Origin of the sequence: Chryseobacterium sp. R2A-55, assembly GCF_021401085.1 — a bacterium.
In the GTDB taxonomy this organism is placed as follows: Bacteria; Bacteroidota; Bacteroidia; order Flavobacteriales; family Weeksellaceae; genus Kaistella.
In genome coordinates, this window is record NZ_JACBFP010000009.1 from 41,254 (window position 1) to 58,121 (window position 16,868).

A 16,868-nucleotide genomic window follows, 5' to 3' on the forward strand; every position below is an offset into this window, starting at 1 on the left:
GAAGGAGTCAGTGTGTAAATATTGCAGGGACATCAGAATTTGTCCAAAACGGGTTTCTTGAAAAAAGAAATTAGTCAACTTCATCAAATCAATTTTCCCAAAGTTAAGGATTAACTTTCTAAAAAACAAGTGTTTAATGATCCGGGCGAAATCGACGGCTCTCTTTTTTCTCTGAAAGTTTCTTATTATTCTCGATTCGTTTCGCAATCTGAGCTTTAGATGGCTTGGTCGCTTTTCGTGGTTTGGGTTTGAAGAGCGCTTTATTGACCATTTCCACAATTCTCTCTGTGGCGATTTTTTTGTTTTGAATTTGTGTTCTGTTTTCGGAAACGGTAAGTTGTAGGATTCCCTCTGAATTGATTCTGTTTTTCAGTTTTGCTGAAATGAGATTCTTTTCTTCATTGCTGAAAAATTCACTTTCTGAAACCTTCCACATGACGGTGACGGAAGTTTCCACTTTGTTCACGTTTTGTCCACCTGCGCCGCTGCTCCGCGAGGTCTTGTAAGCGAGTTCTGCAGAAAAGTTTTTCATGACTGGGGATGAGGAGAATCCTTTTCTGGATTGGAAATATTTGGGGCGAATTTGCTGGCTTGCGCCCATCTTTTTTTCAAAGCCATTCGATCAACTTTTCCATTTGGAGTTCTTGGAAGATTTTCCATGAAAATGATCTCTTTGGGGCGATGGTTTTTGGTAGGATAATTAAGAAGTGACAGGTGATTTTTTAGTTCTGGGCTTTCGGTTCCTTCAATAATCATAACCAATTTTTCGCCAAACATTTCGTTCTGAACCCCAATAAAAATTACCTCGTTTGAAACTTGTTCCTTGACCACGTTTTCTAACTCTTCAGGATAAATTTTTAGCCCGGCCGAATTGATGACGTTATCAAATCTCCCGAGGAATCTGAATTGTTTTTTATTTTTTAATTCAACTAAATCATTAGTTTTAAGGATTTCGGCATTCAGCTTTGGAGCGGAAATGGTTAAGCATCCCCGTTCGTTTTTAGAAATTTCCACACCATCTAAAATAGTAAAATAGGGTTCAGCATTGGGAAAAATTTGTTTTAAGGCGATATGTGATAGAGTCTCGCTCATTCCATAGGTTTCAAAGATGCGGTTTGCAACAGGCACATTATTTTTTTCAACCTTTTTTTTCAGGCTCTCTGAAATTTGTGCTCCACCGATGATAAGGTTTTTGATCAGGTGGATTTTGTTTAAGGAATTTGCAACCTGTAATGGCGACATGGCGCAAAAATTAATTTCCGTATTGAAGTCTTCCAGTGGTGTTGAAGTCGGGTTTACTAGGTGGAGCTTGAGCTTTCTTTCAATTGAGCGCACGATCATCATTTTACCTGAAATGTACTCCACGGGAAGGCAGAGCAGGGCAGAATCTCCATTTTTCAAATCTAAATAATCGCAAGTGATTTTTGCGGAATGCAGCATGCGCTTTTTCTCAATTTCAAGGATTTTTGGTTTTCCTGTGGATCCGGAAGTTTGTACCGGAACTGTTTTGGTACTGGAAAACCAATCTTTTAAAAAGCGAATTACTTTTTCCTCAAATGCTGTGTGGGGAGAAAGTAATTCCCAATCGATATGTTCCGAAAAATCAAAAATCATGATTGCTTTATTCTAGAAATATTTAAAGAAGATTTGGTGTGCCTTTCAAACATTTTTTGGTAAAATTTCTCTCCTTCGGTAGGGATTTAGGGGAGCGGAACTACATTCTGTCCACCGTTCCAATTCCTAAAAGTGAGAGCCCTTTTTTAATGGTTTTTCCCGTCAGAGAAGAAAGTTCCAGTCTGAATTGTTTCGCATTTTCGTCCTCTTGGGTCATTATCGGATTGTTTTGGTAGAAGGAATTGTAGGATTTCACCAAATCATACACATAATTCGCCACCAACGCCGGAGAAAGTGTTTCCGCCGCTTTCGATACTACCTCTTTGAAGTTGGAAAGGTTCATCACCAGTTCTTTTTCAGAATCGTTCAATGGGTATTCTGACACGGTCTTTTCCTGGTACTTTGCTTTTGTGAGTAAGGATTGTATTCTGGCATAAGTATACTGGATGAAAGGCCCTGTATTTCCGTTGAAATCGATACTTTCTTTAGGATTGAAAAGCATTTTCTTTTTCGGGTCCACTTTTAGCATGAAATATTTCAAGGCGCCTAATCCCACGGTTTCATAAGACTTCTCTTTATCAACATCCGATAGGTTTTCTAGTTTACCCAGTTCCTGCGCTTTTTCTTTTGCGGTTTGGTACATTTCCTGCATCAAATCGTCAGCATCTACCACGGTTCCTTCACGGGATTTCATTTTTCCTTCGGGAAGCTCAACCATTCCGTAAGAGAGGTGGTAAAGGTTTTCAGCCCAATGATAGCCCAGTTTTTTCAGGATTTTAAATAGGACATCGAAATGATAATCCTGTTCGTTACCTACGGTGTAAATGAGTTTTTGAATATCATTGTCTTTGAAACGTTCAACGGCCGTTCCAAGATCCTGCGTCATATACACTGAAGTTCCATCGGAACGTAAAAGCAATTTTTGGTCAAGTCCTTCATCAGTCAAATCACACCAAACGGAGCCGTCATCTTTTCTGAAAAGTACACCTTTACTCAAGCCTTCCTGAATGAGGTCTTTGCCTAAAATATAAGTATTGCTTTCATACTGAACCTGATCAAAATCGACTCCTAATCGTTTGTAGGTTTCAGCAAATCCTTCGTAAACCCAGGAGTTCATTACTTTCCAAAGATTTCTCACCTTTTCATCGCCTTTCTCCCAATTGAGGAGCATTTGCTGTGCTTCCTGTATGATTGGAGCATTTTTTTTTGCATGCTCTTCGGATTGTCCGGCATCGAGAAGTTCCTTTATTTGAGCTTTATAGTTTTTGTCAAATTCTACATAGTAGTTGCCGACAAATTTGTCACCTTTCGTGTTGGTTGAATGTGGGGTTCCGCCATTGCCGAACTTTTCCCAGGCGAGCATCGACTTGCAGATGTGGATTCCCCGATCATTGATAATTTGTGTTTTGATCACGTTGTATCCGTCTTCCTTTAAAATCTGGGAGACGGAATAACCTAATAGATTATTTCGGATATGTCCCAAATGCAGTGGTTTGTTTGTGTTCGGTGAAGAATATTCTACCATTACGGTTTCCTCTTTCTTGCTAATTTTTCCAAAATTTTCTTTTGTCGCATTGAAATTAGCCAGAAAGAATTCGTTTCTGATTTTGAGGTTAAGGAATCCTTTTAGAACCGTGTAACTCTCTACTAAATCAGTCTGGGTTTCTAAGGCATCGCCTAGTTCTACGGCAATGAGATCCGGACTTTTCTTCAAAACTTTGACTAATGGAAAGGTAACGATGGTGAAGTCGCCATCATGATCAGGGTTGGTTTCCTGAACCTCTAAACTCACGTTTTTTGGATCGTTTTGGTCACTCAGTTGATACAGCGACTGGACGATTTCAGTGAGTTTATGATATAAGGTTTCTTTGATATTCATCTGCTAAATTTGAAGTACAAATATACGGAAATAAAAAAACCACTCCGAGGAGTGGTTTCTATGAAAATTTTACTAATTTGATTAGTTTTTGTCCCAGAATAACTTGGTAGTAAGTTTGTCGCCACCAATTGCTGCTGATCCTGCAGCATAATTATCAGGGTTGGTTGTTTGTTCAGATACTGGATATTTCAAACGAACTGGTACTTTACCTTCTGATTCTGCAACCGCATTGGTAGCTGGCAGCAATACTGGGAAGTCTAATCTTCTCCAAAAATTGAAACTTGCCAATGGTTGATCATACATTGCTACCCAAGCTTGCTCACCGATTGATTTTTTCCAGTTAGCTGCATCGTATGGATGTGCAGCAAGATAAGTAGCTGCTTCGGCAGTGGTTTTACCCCATTGTTTAAATGATGCCGTAACTGCATTTGCGTAATTGGTTGCGGGATCACCTCCGATTCCCCATCTTGCAGAAGCTTCAGCAATATAAAATGCAATTTCTGTAGAATTCAAGAGTATTCCTGGAGTAGTTTGTGCATAAGCAAAAGTTCCTGGCAGGGAGTTCACTGTTGCTGGTGATTTCTCTCCAATGGCACCTCCTACGTAATCACCGTTAATTTTTTGAAAATACTGGTCAATTCTTGGATCGTTGCTATTTTTTAGGTAGTTAACGAAAGGTCTTCCTGCAACATAATCGGTACGGTTACTAGCCACTAGGTTTGTATACAGCTGACTGTAATTTGGTGATGTTAAATAAGGAAGAACGCAATCATCTGCACTTGACATAATTGCCCCACCAGTAATTCCGGCCTGAATGGTTGATTGAGCTAATGCTGGATCTGAATCGGCCAATGCAATACCAAGCTTAATGAGCAAAGAGTTACCAAATTTTTTCCATTTTGCAACGTTTCCGTTATAGATTTTTTCACCGGATGAAAAACTCTTTCCAGAAGCATCTAAATTGGCTAGATTTGTTTTGGTTCTCGTGATTAGGTCAGCATAAATATCTTTCCCTGAATCATATTTCGGAAGTGGGAACATATCGATGTCCAAAGATTCTTTATAAGGTACATCGCCGTGGGTATCAACCAAAATTTGATAAGTGTAAACTTGTAGAAGATCAACAATGGCCAGCTGATTTTTCATGGTGGTTGGCCAGCTTGCAGCTTCTGCCGCAGTTGGTTTGTAGGCTTTGATCAACTTTTTTGCCTGGTCCAAGTTCTTCAATGAACGAACGTATAAATAAGTCCACACATTATTAGCCACGTTTCTTGTCGAAAAATCGTACTGGCTTTCATCCAAATAGGTGGTTTCTTGCCAATATTGCATTGTCAATCGGAAGTTATTGATGTTTACGTTAGGTGTAGTCACATAATCCGTTAACTGTTTTTGCGCATAGGTCACTAGTGTCGATGGAACAGTGGTATAGTAACTGTTCGGGTCTGTATTAATCTCAGACATGGATTCCCTGCCGCAAGACTGCAGTAAAGATACCAATAAGATTGATGCTATTATTTTTTTCATTTTTTTTTAATTAAAAGTTAAGTCTAACGTTGAATGAAATTGTTCTTGTCGTAGGAAGTACACTGGTTTGGTATCCCTGAACGTTACCCGCACTTAAACCAGATTCAGGATCTGCATAAGGTACATGTTTTTTAATGATCCAAAGGTTGTTTCCAATCAAGCTAAATGAGGCTCCTTGAACAAAAGTCGAAGCAAGGAACTTTTTAGGCATTGTATATGTTAAAGCAACCTCTCTCAATTTCACATAAGAAGCGTCATAGACAAACTGTGAAGCAGGATACACGTTATAACCCATTGCACCAAAAGATTCTGCGTCCAGTCTTATATTATTTGGCGTTCCGTTAGCTAAAACACCTGGTAAAATTAGACCACCTCCATCTGCAAGTGAGTTTCTTACTGGATTTCCAAGGTCATTTAAAAATACGGTTTCAGGGTAAAGACCAGTTGCTTGTCCGTAATATTGGTCAAGTGAGAATAGTTGTCCCCCCTGTTTTACATCGATTTGGAATGATAGTGCAAATTCTTTGTAAGAAATTCTGTTGGTAACACTTCCAATCCAGTCTGCCTGCATATTTCCGATTTTTGCGTCAGTGTTTGACAAAGCATATTTTCCGTTTGCAGCAATAATCTTATTTCCATTGGCATCATAGGTGAAATCTGATCCTTTAATGGTTCCATAATCATCATCCAATGATGCATTGATGGTGACCCCACCTTGGAAAGAACCTAAAGTAATGTTTTTAACACCTGAAGATAGTTCGGTAACTTTTGATCTTGGATTTGACCAGTTCACATCGAGGCCCCAAGTAAAGTCGGTTGTTTTGATGGGAACTAAGTTTAACGCAACTTCGAAACCATGAGATCTCATATTACCTACGTTTTGGAATTTGAATGGGGTTCCAGACGCGGATGTTACAGGAAGCGCTAGGATTTGGTCTGAAGTATCATTCCTAAACCATCCGGCATCAATTCCAATTCTATTCTTGAAGAATTGCAAGTTGATTCCCGCCTCCAAAGACTTGGTCATTTCAGGTTTTAGGTCAGGGTTTTTAGCTGTGGTGTTGTAAACATAGGTTGGTGAACCAAACGCGGTCGTTACCCCATAAGTATTCAGCAACTGGTTAGCACCAGTATCACTACCAACTTGTGCGTAAGAAGCTCGGATCTTACCAAAATTAAGTGCAGAATCTTTTAAGAAACTCCAGTTTGAAATCACAACACTTCCCGAAATAGATGGATACCAATAGACATTGTTGTGAAGAGGCAACGCTGTGGAAACGTCTCTTCTGATTGATCCTTCTACGAAGTAAGTATCATAGAAACCTAATGAAGCCTGAGCAAAAAGACCATAGATTCTCTTTTGATTATCTGTAATTAAAGGAGCGTTCATTGCGGCAGCACTGTTAGAGATTGCATATACTCCTGGAATGAACAGTCCACCTTGTGTTCCTTGTGAGTTGGAGTACAATTTTTGGATGTTGATGTTCGTACCAAGCAATCCGGTGAAAGTGATGTTTTCTGAGAAGTTATCTTTGTAAGTTCCAATGAAGTCGAAGTTTTCTTCATTTCTTCTTTGGTTGGTAACTGCGTATCCTGATGGTTGGTTACCTGTTGCAGGTCCAATGGACATGGTGTCTGGTAATGAGCCAACAGCTCTTCTCTCATCGATCATATAGTTGAAACCGTCATGAGAAACTCTTCCTAATAAATTGATTTTGCTGGTCACATCATAGCTTAAACTAAAGTTTCCTGCAAATCTTTGTCTTTCGTCTGAAATGTAGTTTTCATAAAGACGGAAATATGGGTTATCCCAATACAATGGAGCTGTATTTGAAGGAGATTGCATGTTCCAAGAGTTGTTTGCTTTATTCATGAAATAAAGATCTCTTTGATCATACATGTCAACGTTGGTTGCCCACCATTGTCTGAAGTTACCCATCATACCGTGATATCCAGTTGGGTTTTTACCTACTGTTTCCTGAACAACGTAAGTCGCATATAGGTTTGCAGTTAAATTATCAGCAATCTTATAGGATGCGTTACCGGTAACACTATTTTTGTCCAATCTAGAGTTTGGCAAAATGTCATTTCCTTGAACGTTTTGATAAGACAAACGGAAAGAAGATACATCATTAGCTTTAGAAACAGACACGGAATTATTAAAACTAAATGCCTTTTCAAACAAATAAGATGGATCGTGAGTAGCTTTTACCCAAGGCGTCGCTTTACCAAAATCTTTTGATCCCGGAATGAAGGCGGTATATTGCCAAACCAACAAATTAGGGTCATAAGCTGCACCATAAGAAGCATCTTCGTACAACGGTGCTAAAGGTTGTCCTTGATAAGCATCGAAAAAGTCATTTGGAGCATAACCATATCCTCTTCCATAACCTTGTCCGTATTTGTCCTGATATTTTACGAAAGTGTCCTTATTAATTTCAGTAAACGAAATAGAGGACGAGAAGTCAAGGTCTAATTTATTAGATCTTTTTCCTTTTTTCGTAGTGATAATAATCGCACCATTGGATGCACGTGAACCGTAAAGTGCGGTTGCAGCAGCACCTTTCAAGACGTTAATTTCAGCGATATCTTCAGGGTTGATATCGGAAATTGTATTCCCTGTATCGACCGCTAATCTCGATGTATTAATGCTCGTATAAGAGTTAATCATCGGTGCGCCATCAACAACAAACAATACGGAGTTGTTACCTGTCATTGAACGGTACCCTCTCAGTGTGATGTCCACAGATCCTCCAATGTTACCACTGCTCTTAACGTTAAGACCAGCAACTTTACCGGAAAGGTTGCTACTGAAGTTAGCCGTTGGCGTTTTTGTTACGTCATCAGCTTTAATGCTCTGAGTTGCATAACCCAAAGATTTACTTGCTCTTTTAATACCGAGTGCTGTCACTACAACGCCTTCGATATCTGTTCTAGCGGTGTCTTTCTGTGCATTTACCAAGGCAAATGACGAAGTTAAAACCACAGCTAAAACGCTTGTTGTTAATTTCTTCATATCAAATTAAATTTTTTCATTGTCACAAATGTGCAAAACTTTATTAATATGACCAAATTTTTTGTTAAAAAATTCTTAATAAATTTGCAACGTTAAATTAATCATAATTTCGATTCCTTATTGAATGTAATTTTTATGGATTTATTAAAAAATTTGACTAATCTTTATATTGAAGCGGGTTGTGATGAGGTGGGAAGAGGGTGTCTATGTGGTCCCGTGGTGGCTGCAGCAGTGATTCTGGACGGGGATTTTAAGCAAAATTTGGTTAATGATTCTAAAAAGTTAAACTCCAAAACCAGATTGGAATTGGATTCTTACATTAAAGATCATGTTAAAGACTACGCTATTGCGGAACTGCCCCCCGAATTTATTGATGAGCATAACATTCTCAATGCCAGTATTCATGCGATGCATTTGGCATTAGATCAGCTCGTTATTCGCCCGGAACTGATCTTGGTGGATGGAAACCGTTTTTATCCTTATCCATCCATTCCGCATCAATGTGTTGTTAAAGGTGATTCGAAATTGCTATCCATTGCATGTGCCTCCATTCTGGCAAAAAATTATCGGGACCAAATAATGATTGATTTGCATGAGGAATTTCCACAATATGGTTGGAAAAGAAATATGGGTTATGCAACCAAACAGCATAGAGAAGCATTAAATAAATATGGCCCGACTATTCACCACCGGAAATCTTTTAGACTTGCTTATTAAATAATGGTAGGAGAAAATTGGAACAAAAAAAACGGAAGTTAATTTTCCGTTTTCTTATATATTATTAAGGACTGTTATTTTTTCTTGCCTTTCGTTGCCTGCTGCTGCTGTAATTTCTGCTGTTCCTGGGCTTTCTCCATCATCTCGCGCATTCTCTTTTGGAATTTCCCTTCAGGTTTTGGCTCTTTCTGTTTGTTTGCCTGGATTTGTGCGTGGATTTTTTTCTCATCCAGAATCCAATAATTAATCACTAAAATGATAAGGATATTGATCGCATTGGAAACAAAATAATACCAGGAAAGTCCTGAAGCCGAAGTGTTTAAGAAAAACAGGAACGTGATAGGGAAAATATACATCAGCACTTTCATGTTTGGCATTCCAGGTTGAGTTGGTTGCTGTATGTTTCCAGCAGTCATCACCGTATAAATCAGAATTACCGCTGTACAGGCAATCGCAAAAATACTCAAGTGGTCCTGCAAAAACGGAATATGAAAAGGAAGTTTAATCACATCGTCATAAGCGGTCAGGTCTTTTGCAAACCAGAAGCTTTTTCCCCGCAAATCGATCATGTTCGGGAAAAATCGGAACAGGGCATAGAAAATAGGTACCTGGAGTAAACCGGGTAAACATCCCGCCATCTGATTCACGCCCGCTTTCCGGTAAACAGCCATGGTTTCCTGTTGGCGTTTCATGGGATCGGCGTCTTTGTATTTGGCATTCACTTCGTCAATCTCCGGACGAATCACCCGCATCATCGCACTGAGCTTGTGCTGCTTAAACATTACCGGCGACAAGATGATTTTCACGAAAATCGTCATCAGGAAAATCACCCAACCCGCAGCAATTCCCCAACTTGAAATGAAATTGTACATCGGGATGAAAAACCAGCGGTTCATTGTTCCAATAAACGACCAACCCAAAGGAAGCAACTCATCAAAATTCTTCCCTTCATAAGATTTTAATAATTTCAAATCCAAAGGCATAAAATACCATTTGAAATCCTGGTTCAGCTCGTTTCCAACCAAATCAACCTGTCCGTTGAAATTGAACTTTTTAAGAAACTCACCCTCTTCAACCATTTCCTGGTTTCCTTTGGAATTCTTAAAACCATTCTGCGGTTCGATGACTGCTCCGAAAAACTGCTGCTTGATCGCAAGCCAGTTCAAAGTTTCACTGGCTTCGTCCATAGTGGTTCTTCCGTCGTAATCGAAACTTTTGTAATTATTGAAAGTATAGTTGAATTCACTGTGGGTCTGTTCTTGTGACCGGCCTTTTTCCTGTTCGCGAACATTATAATCCCAAACGAAATTTGCTTTTTGGTCTTGAATCAATTGTGATAAACCCAGGGTTTTCACATTAAAATCAACCGTGTATTTGTCTAGAAGTGTATAGATAAACTGAATCGTTGCGCCATTCACATTGGCCTGCATGGTCACAGAATTGCCGCTTTGGCTTGGAGAGAAAACCAAATCTTTGGTGCTGAAAACTTTTCCCGTTTTATCTTTAAACTGAAATCCGTATGCGGAATTGTTTTTGTTAAAGAGCAAAAGCGGTTTGTCATTTTTATCTGCAGCTTTGTTATAAGCTTGGTATTCATTCAGCTGCACGGTAGAAATCTGACCGCCCAAAGTGGATATTCCCAAAGTGAGCTCTTTGTTTTTCAGTTCGATGTTCTGAATCGATGTGGTTTTTAAGCTGTCATTCAGATTGGTGGCCATTGCCGGTTTTGCTTGGTTCTGCTGAACAGTCTGGGAAACTTTTGTGCCGTTTTTGGCATCTTTCAATTGCTCATCGTTTTGCTGTTTATTCTGAAAATAAAACATAAAACCGATTAAGAGCATCGAGAACAAAGCGAAACTGATGAGTTGATTTTTATCTAAACCGTTATTTTGCTGCATTTCTATTTTTTTGAAGTTTGAACATCTGAAGTCCAAATGATCGTGTAAAACATTATTTTAGACGGATGAAATTCCCAAATCTTAAACTTTATTATTTTGGCTGACAAAAATACTTAAATTTTTAAAAAGGAAAGGCTTTTTGGCATTAAATAAAAAAGTCCGCCTGAAAACGGACTACTAATTTATTTCTTTGTCGCAGCCTTGATAAACGCTTTAAACAAAGGATGCGGCGTTGCTACTGTACTTTTGTATTCCGGGTGGTACTGCACCCCGATATAGAATGGGTGATTTTTCAGTTCCAATGTTTCTACCAAACCGGTTTCCGGATTGAATCCGGTGGGAACCAGACCATTCTTTTCGAAATCCTCCTGAAATTCAGAATTGAACTCGTATCGATGGCGGTGTCTCTCAGAAATATTTTTGGTGCCATAAATTTCTGCGAGTTTTGAACCGGCTTTTAAAGTGCATTTCCAAGCGCCAAGTCTCATCGTTCCACCTTTATCCACCACATTTTTCTGTTCTTCCATGAGTGAAATTACCGGTTCCGGCGTGGAGGTGTCAAATTCCATTGAATTGGCTTTCGTCATCCCTAAAATGTTTCTGGCAAACTCAATGGTCATGATCTGCATTCCAAGACAAATCCCGAGAAGTGGAACTTGGTGCTCCCGTGCATATTTTGCGGAGAGGATTTTTCCTTCGATTCCCCGGTCGCCAAATCCAGGTGCGATGAGGATTCCGTCGATTCCTTGGAAAGTTTCTTCCAGATTATCTTTATGGACGTCTCCACTGTAAACCCATCTGATTTTCACTTCGGTTTCCAAATCTGAACCGGCGTGGATGAAGGCTTCTGCGATGGATTTGTAGGAATCTTGCAACGAAACATATTTTCCAACCAGTGCGATTTCTACTTTTCTTTTAGGGTTTTGATATTTTTTGAGGAAACTCTTCCAGTCTTTCAGATCGGCCTGTTTGTCCGATTTCAGGTCCAATTCTTTCAGCACCACATCGTCAAAATGTTGTTTTTGAAGATAAATCGGAACTTCATAAATTGTGGCCAAGTCTTTACATTCAATCACATTTTCCAGGGGAACATTGCAGAATTGAGCAAGTTTTGCCCGCTGTTCTTTTGGGATATGGTATTCGGATCGGCAAACCAAAACATCTGCCTGGATTCCGCTTTCCATCAGTTGACGTACCGAATGTTGGGAGGGTTTTGTTTTCAGTTCACCACTTGATGCCAAATAGGGAAGCAAAGTGAGGTGAATCACCATGGAATTATTTTCGCCCAGTTCCCACTTCAGTTGTCGAACAGACTCAATATATGGAAGCGATTCGATATCACCAACGGTCCCGCCAATTTCGGTGATGATGATGTCGAAATCTTTTTTCGCTAAAATTTTGATTCTTCTCTTGATCTCATTGGTAATATGCGGAATGACCTGCACCGTTTTACCCAGAAAATCACCTTTACGCTCCTTTTCAATAACGCTTTGGTAAATCCTTCCCGTGGTGACATTGTTGTTTTGGGAAGTTTGGGAATCCAGAAATCGTTCATAGTGGCCTAAATCCAGATCGGTTTCTGCTCCGTCTTCTGTCACGTAGCATTCGCCGTGTTCATACGGGTTTAAAGTTCCGGGATCAATATTGATATAGGGATCGAGTTTTTGAATGGTGACTTTGTAACCCCGGGATTTCAGTAGCAAACCGAGCGAAGCCGACACGATTCCTTTGCCCAAAGATGAAGTAACACCTCCCGTCACGAAGATGTATTTGGTGGTCTTTTTACTCATTAGATTAGGTTTGTGCAAAGTTAGCGTAAAATCTTTAACGCAGCAATCGCCACCAAAAAATAAGAAATTTCATTCATTAAAGCTGCTGATTTATTTCATGATTCCATGATGAGTTTTGTCAGCCAATTTTAGCAGTAATACCTTTAACTTTGACATAGGATTTAGGTCCAAAGAATAGAAAATGTGATTGAAAATAATTTTAAAATATAAAAAAATGAAAAACTCATTCAAATTGATTCTGGCTTTTTTTGCCATCATCATGTTCGGCTTGATCAATGCCCAAAACATAAGCGGTAAATCAACAAAAATTACAGTGGACGGTACCTCTCCCATGCATGATTGGGTAATGACATCATCGTCAGCAACTTTTGTAGGAAAGGTCAGCGGAAATGCAATTACCAATGTGAAGTTCACCATGCCCGCCAAAAATCTGGTCAGTACAAAAGGGAAAATGATGGATAATAAGGCTTATGGCGCTCTTAAAGCAGACAAAAATCCAAACATCACATTCACAGCGGCCTCTCTTCCGGTAGGAAAAGGCAACCTGACAGGAAAATTGAGCATTGCAGGTGTTGCAAAAGATGTCACCTTCCCGGTAAATGTGGTGAAAAATGGAAATTCTTATCAAATTACCGGTAATGAAGAGCTGAAACTTTCAGATTTCGGAATGGAAAGACCTGGATTCCTTGGAGTTAAGACTGGTGACGAGATAAAAGTAACAGTCAATATAGTGGCTAACTAACACAGATAAATATATAGTAACGGAACCAGCCAAGTTTTTGAACGGGCTGGTTTTTTTTTGAACACAATTCATCCTGTGTAAAATCAATCAAATTAAATAAAATTTTGCCCCGCAATTTTCGTAATTTGCACCATCAAGTATTATTCGTCTATTTTTAATCCCGAAGAATCGGGGAATCACTCTTAAACATTGGCAAAACTAAAAACAGCATATTTCTGTCAGAATTGTGGGACTCAGTATCCTCAATGGCTCGGACAGTGCAAAAACTGCGGACAATGGAATACTTTGGTGGAAGAAATCGTGGAAAAATCTTCCTCAAAAAGTTATTCGGAAAAGTCCAAACAGCATATCATCAACATCATCGAGGTGGAAACCAATGAAGAGGCCAGGATTAATACGCCTTCCGAGGAATTAAATAGAGTTCTTGGCGGTGGAATTGTTTTGGGTTCCGTCACCTTAATCGGTGGTGAACCTGGAATTGGCAAATCTACCCTGCTTCTTCAGCTGGCGCTCAAAATGAAAAGAAAAATCCTCTACGTTTCTGGAGAGGAAAGTGCGTCGCAAATAAAAATGCGTGCTGATCGTTTGACTGAACTTCAGAATCCCAACTGCTACCTTTTTACCGAAACCGCAGTGGAGAAAATCCTTCATGAAGCCAAAAAACTTCAACCAGATTTCATCATCATCGATTCCATTCAGACGCTTCAAAGCCAGTTGATTGAAAGTTCACCCGGAACGGTTTCCCAGATCCGGGAATGTTCCAATGAAATCATCAAATTCGCGAAGGAAACCAACACGCCGGTTTTTCTTGTGGGCCACATTACCAAAGACGGCCAAATCGCCGGTCCGAAAGTTTTGGAACACATGGTGGATGTGGTTTTGAATTTCGACGGCGATCGGAATCACATTTTCCGCTTGCTTCGGGCCAACAAAAACCGATTCGGTTCCACTGCAGAAATCGGGATTTATGAAATGATTTCCCAGGGTTTAAAGGAGATTAAGAATCCATCTGAAATCCTCATCACGAAAAAGTGGGAAGAACTTTCGGGTAATTCGGTGGGAGTCATTTTGGAAGGAAACCGTCCAATGTTGATTGAAATTCAAGCACTGGTGAGTTCTGCGGTTTACGGGACGCCGCAGAGAAGCTGCACCGGTTTTGATTCCAAAAGATTAAACATGCTTTTGGCGGTTTTGGAAAAACGGGCAGGGTTTCAATTGGGTGCAAAAGACGTTTTCCTGAACATCACAGGTGGAATAAAAACCGATGATCCTGCTTTGGATTTGGCAGTGGTTGCTTCTGTGCTTTCGTCCAATGAGGATGTGCCGATTCGGGAGCATTTTTGTTTTGCCGGAGAAATTGGTTTGAGCGGGGAAATCCGTCCGGTTCCGCAAATCGAGCAACGGATTTCAGAAGCCGAAAAATTAGGTTATGAGAAAATTTTCGTTTCAAATTTGAATAAAATACCGAAAAGAAAATTAGGTATCTCGATTGTAGAAGTGAGTAAGATAGAGGATTTTCTTGAAAGCGTTCTCGGCGTTTAGAGGACTGACAAGGATTTGCCACAAAAACGTAAAATGATGCAAAAACGTTTATCCTTTAGAACCTAACCGTTTCTATCACGTTTTCAACAGGGGAATTGACGGCTGCAAGATTTTCTAAGAAAAAAAAATTCGATTATTTTTGAATATCCGTATTCTTTTTTACACCAACTTTGTAAGGGAAATTGCCACCTTATTGATTCTTTGAAAAACCATTGAATGGTGTGATAATTTTGAAAAAACACATTGAGCTCAAAACGTTCTTACCGCTTCAAGCACTAACAAAGCTTCCTTTCATAAAATGAATTTTCTAGCCCATTCCTATCTCACTTTTTCCGACGAGCAGATTGTAGGGCAGTTTCTACAGGATTTCATAAGGAATGATGAGCGGTTTTCTTTTCCCGCAAAAATTCAGCAGGGTATTACGCTTCATCGCGAAATCGATACTTTTACTGATTCGCACCCAGCAATTTTTGAGGCAAAAAAACTTTTTTCACCACTGGTAAGATTGTATTCCGGTGCATTTGTGGATGTGAGTTTTGATTATTTTTTGGCAAACTCGTTACCAGAACCACAGCTCTTCGAACATTCGCAGAAAGTTTATGCGGCACTCAAAAATCATCAGGACTTCTTGCCCGTAAATCTGATTTTGATGCTGGAAAAAATGCAGAAAGACAACTGGCTTTATAATTACAGAGAAGATTGGGGAATCCAGTTTTCTATTCAGAATGTCTTGAACAAAGCGAAATATTTAAGAAAAGATTTACCGGTTTTCGAGATTTTCCTTAACAATAAACCTGAGTTAAAAAAGAATTTCGATGTTTTCTTCCCCGTGCTATTGGAGCAGGTAACCAAAATCAATTCCGGATTTTAGAAGTTTTTGTAAAGATAGCGGTTCGGATAACTCAATCGGTCACTTTGCCTTTTTCCTTCCACAATAATGTGGATGATGTTCATTTGGTCATCAAACAAATTATAAAGAAAACTCACAGCGGTTTCCACTTTTTTTGGCTGATTCACCGTTTCCGATTCCAGATAAATATGCACCGATTCACTGTCTTCCTCATAACCGATATAGTTGATTTTCAGAAATTTATTGTCGGTTTTCAACTTTAAATATTCAGCGCAGTATTTTGAAAGAATTTCATTGATGATCGGTTTAAATTTTTCATCATTAAAGTGAACCGCTTTTCCGTATTTTTCTTTTAGGGCATTTTCTAAATCATCCAAGAAAAATTTACTGGAAATCTCAAAGGTTTTTGACTTCGAATTATAGTTAAACTCTACAGATCCAACATGATACGGGTGTATTTCCGTGGCGGAAGAAAAATGAAAGAAGAAGAAGCAGAGTAGAAGGAGGAGTTTTTTCATTGGTGTAATAAATCACGTAATTTTCTTGGAACTTTCCGAATTGCAAAATAAATTAAAACCTCAGTTTTTTTATTTATTTTCAAGTTCAAGGATATAGGTCATCGTCACAATTTTCAACAAAGTTAAAATATTATTTGTATTATCGCTGATTCAAAAATTCAGGCAAATGCAGGACTTTCTTTTTTATCTCCACCTCGGTTGGGAACACATAATTTCGCTCGACGCGTTGGATCATCAGCTTTTTATTTTGGCGCTGGTCGCCGTTTATGCATTCCACGACTGGAAAAAAGTTTTGATTTTGGTCACCGCATTCACGATCGGACATTCGGTCACGTTGGCTTTGAGTGTGCTGGATGTTTTTAGGGTTTCCTCAGATTGGGTAGAATTCCTGATTCCCTTAACCATCGTCATCACTTCGCTGGACAATATAATCTTTAAAGGAAATCAATCTAAATTAATGAGAATCAATTACTTTCTGGCTTTGTTTTTCGGTTTGATTCACGGAATGGGATTTGCCAATACTGCAAGAATGATGTTGGCGAAAGAACAGTCGCTCTTGGTCCCGCTTTTGGGTTTTAATATTGGTTTGGAACTGGGACAAATCCTTGTTGTTCTGGCTTTTTTAGTTTTGCTTTTTGTTTTCACTAAGCTATTGAAAGTGAATCGAAAAGACTGGATCATGTTCGTTTCTTCCGGAGTTTTTGCTTTGGCACTGAAGATGACCATTGAACGTATTCCATTTTAATTTGAAGTTATACTTAATTTCATGTAACAAATC

13 protein-coding genes are annotated in these 16,868 nt (G+C 39.2%); 5 read left to right on the forward strand and 8 right to left on the reverse strand.

Annotation, left to right across the window (positions count from 1 at the left end):
- Positions 1-133: 133 nt before the first annotated feature.
- From arfB to L0951_RS10445, 5 genes are all read right to left on the reverse strand, one after another.
- Positions 134-532 (reverse strand): alternative ribosome rescue aminoacyl-tRNA hydrolase ArfB, encoded by a 399-nt coding sequence (gene arfB / locus L0951_RS10425; RefSeq protein ID WP_234111195.1) that lies wholly within the window; start codon positions 530-532, stop codon positions 134-136.
- Positions 529-1,614 carry an AMP-binding protein gene (locus L0951_RS10430; RefSeq protein WP_234111197.1) on the reverse strand — a complete coding sequence of 362 codons (1,086 nt, stop codon included), beginning with the start codon at positions 1,612-1,614 and terminating at the stop codon, positions 529-531. The genes arfB and L0951_RS10430 overlap by 4 nt, the downstream gene beginning before the upstream one ends.
- Positions 1,615-1,714: 100 nt before the next feature.
- The gene (gene argS, locus L0951_RS10435; protein WP_234111198.1) at positions 1,715-3,493 is read right to left on the reverse strand and encodes an arginine--tRNA ligase; all 1,779 of its coding nucleotides are present in this window, start codon (positions 3,491-3,493) and stop codon (positions 1,715-1,717) included.
- A gap of 81 nt (positions 3,494-3,574) precedes the next feature.
- On the reverse strand, positions 3,575-5,017 hold the full coding sequence (locus tag L0951_RS10440) for a SusD/RagB family nutrient-binding outer membrane lipoprotein (protein WP_234111200.1): 1,443 nt from the start codon (positions 5,015-5,017) through the stop codon (positions 3,575-3,577).
- A 10-nt stretch (positions 5,018-5,027) separates the two neighbouring features.
- Entirely contained in the window at positions 5,028-8,033 is a 3,006-nt protein-coding gene (locus tag L0951_RS10445; RefSeq protein ID WP_234111201.1) for a SusC/RagA family TonB-linked outer membrane protein, read from the reverse strand.
- A 135-nt stretch (positions 8,034-8,168) separates the two neighbouring features.
- Between L0951_RS10445 and L0951_RS10450 the strand changes: the two genes are divergently transcribed.
- A complete protein-coding gene (locus L0951_RS10450; protein WP_234111202.1) occupies positions 8,169-8,750 on the forward strand; it encodes a ribonuclease HII in 582 nt (193 codons plus the stop codon).
- Between the two features lie 74 nt (positions 8,751-8,824).
- On the opposite strand, the gene yidC is transcribed toward L0951_RS10450, so the two are convergent.
- Entirely contained in the window at positions 8,825-10,648 is a 1,824-nt protein-coding gene (yidC, locus tag L0951_RS10455; protein ID WP_234111204.1) for a membrane protein insertase YidC, read from the reverse strand.
- A gap of 182 nt (positions 10,649-10,830) precedes the next feature.
- Positions 10,831-12,438 (reverse strand): CTP synthase, encoded by a 1,608-nt coding sequence (locus tag L0951_RS10460; RefSeq protein ID WP_234111205.1) that lies wholly within the window; start codon positions 12,436-12,438, stop codon positions 10,831-10,833.
- Between the two features lie 214 nt (positions 12,439-12,652).
- Between L0951_RS10460 and L0951_RS10465 the strand changes: the two genes are divergently transcribed.
- The 3 genes from L0951_RS10465 (at position 12,653) to L0951_RS10475 (ending at position 15,593) form a co-directional block, all read left to right on the forward strand.
- Positions 12,653-13,180, forward strand: a complete 528-nt coding sequence (locus tag L0951_RS10465; protein WP_234111206.1) for a YceI family protein — start codon at positions 12,653-12,655, stop codon at positions 13,178-13,180.
- Between the two features lie 189 nt (positions 13,181-13,369).
- On the forward strand, positions 13,370-14,722 hold the full coding sequence (gene radA / locus L0951_RS10470; protein ID WP_234111208.1) for a DNA repair protein RadA: 1,353 nt from the start codon (positions 13,370-13,372) through the stop codon (positions 14,720-14,722).
- A 298-nt stretch (positions 14,723-15,020) separates the two neighbouring features.
- Entirely contained in the window at positions 15,021-15,593 is a 573-nt protein-coding gene (locus L0951_RS10475) for an ACP phosphodiesterase (protein WP_234111209.1), read from the forward strand.
- Here the strand turns inward: L0951_RS10475 and L0951_RS10480 are convergent.
- Positions 15,590-16,090, reverse strand: coding sequence for a DUF6702 family protein (locus L0951_RS10480; RefSeq protein WP_234111211.1), 501 nt, complete (start codon positions 16,088-16,090; stop codon positions 15,590-15,592). The genes L0951_RS10475 and L0951_RS10480 overlap by 4 nt on opposite strands.
- A 166-nt stretch (positions 16,091-16,256) precedes the next feature.
- Between L0951_RS10480 and L0951_RS10485 the strand changes: the two genes are divergently transcribed.
- Positions 16,257-16,835, forward strand: a complete 579-nt coding sequence (locus tag L0951_RS10485; protein WP_234111213.1) for a HupE/UreJ family protein — start codon at positions 16,257-16,259, stop codon at positions 16,833-16,835.
- Positions 16,836-16,868 lie beyond the last annotated feature (33 nt).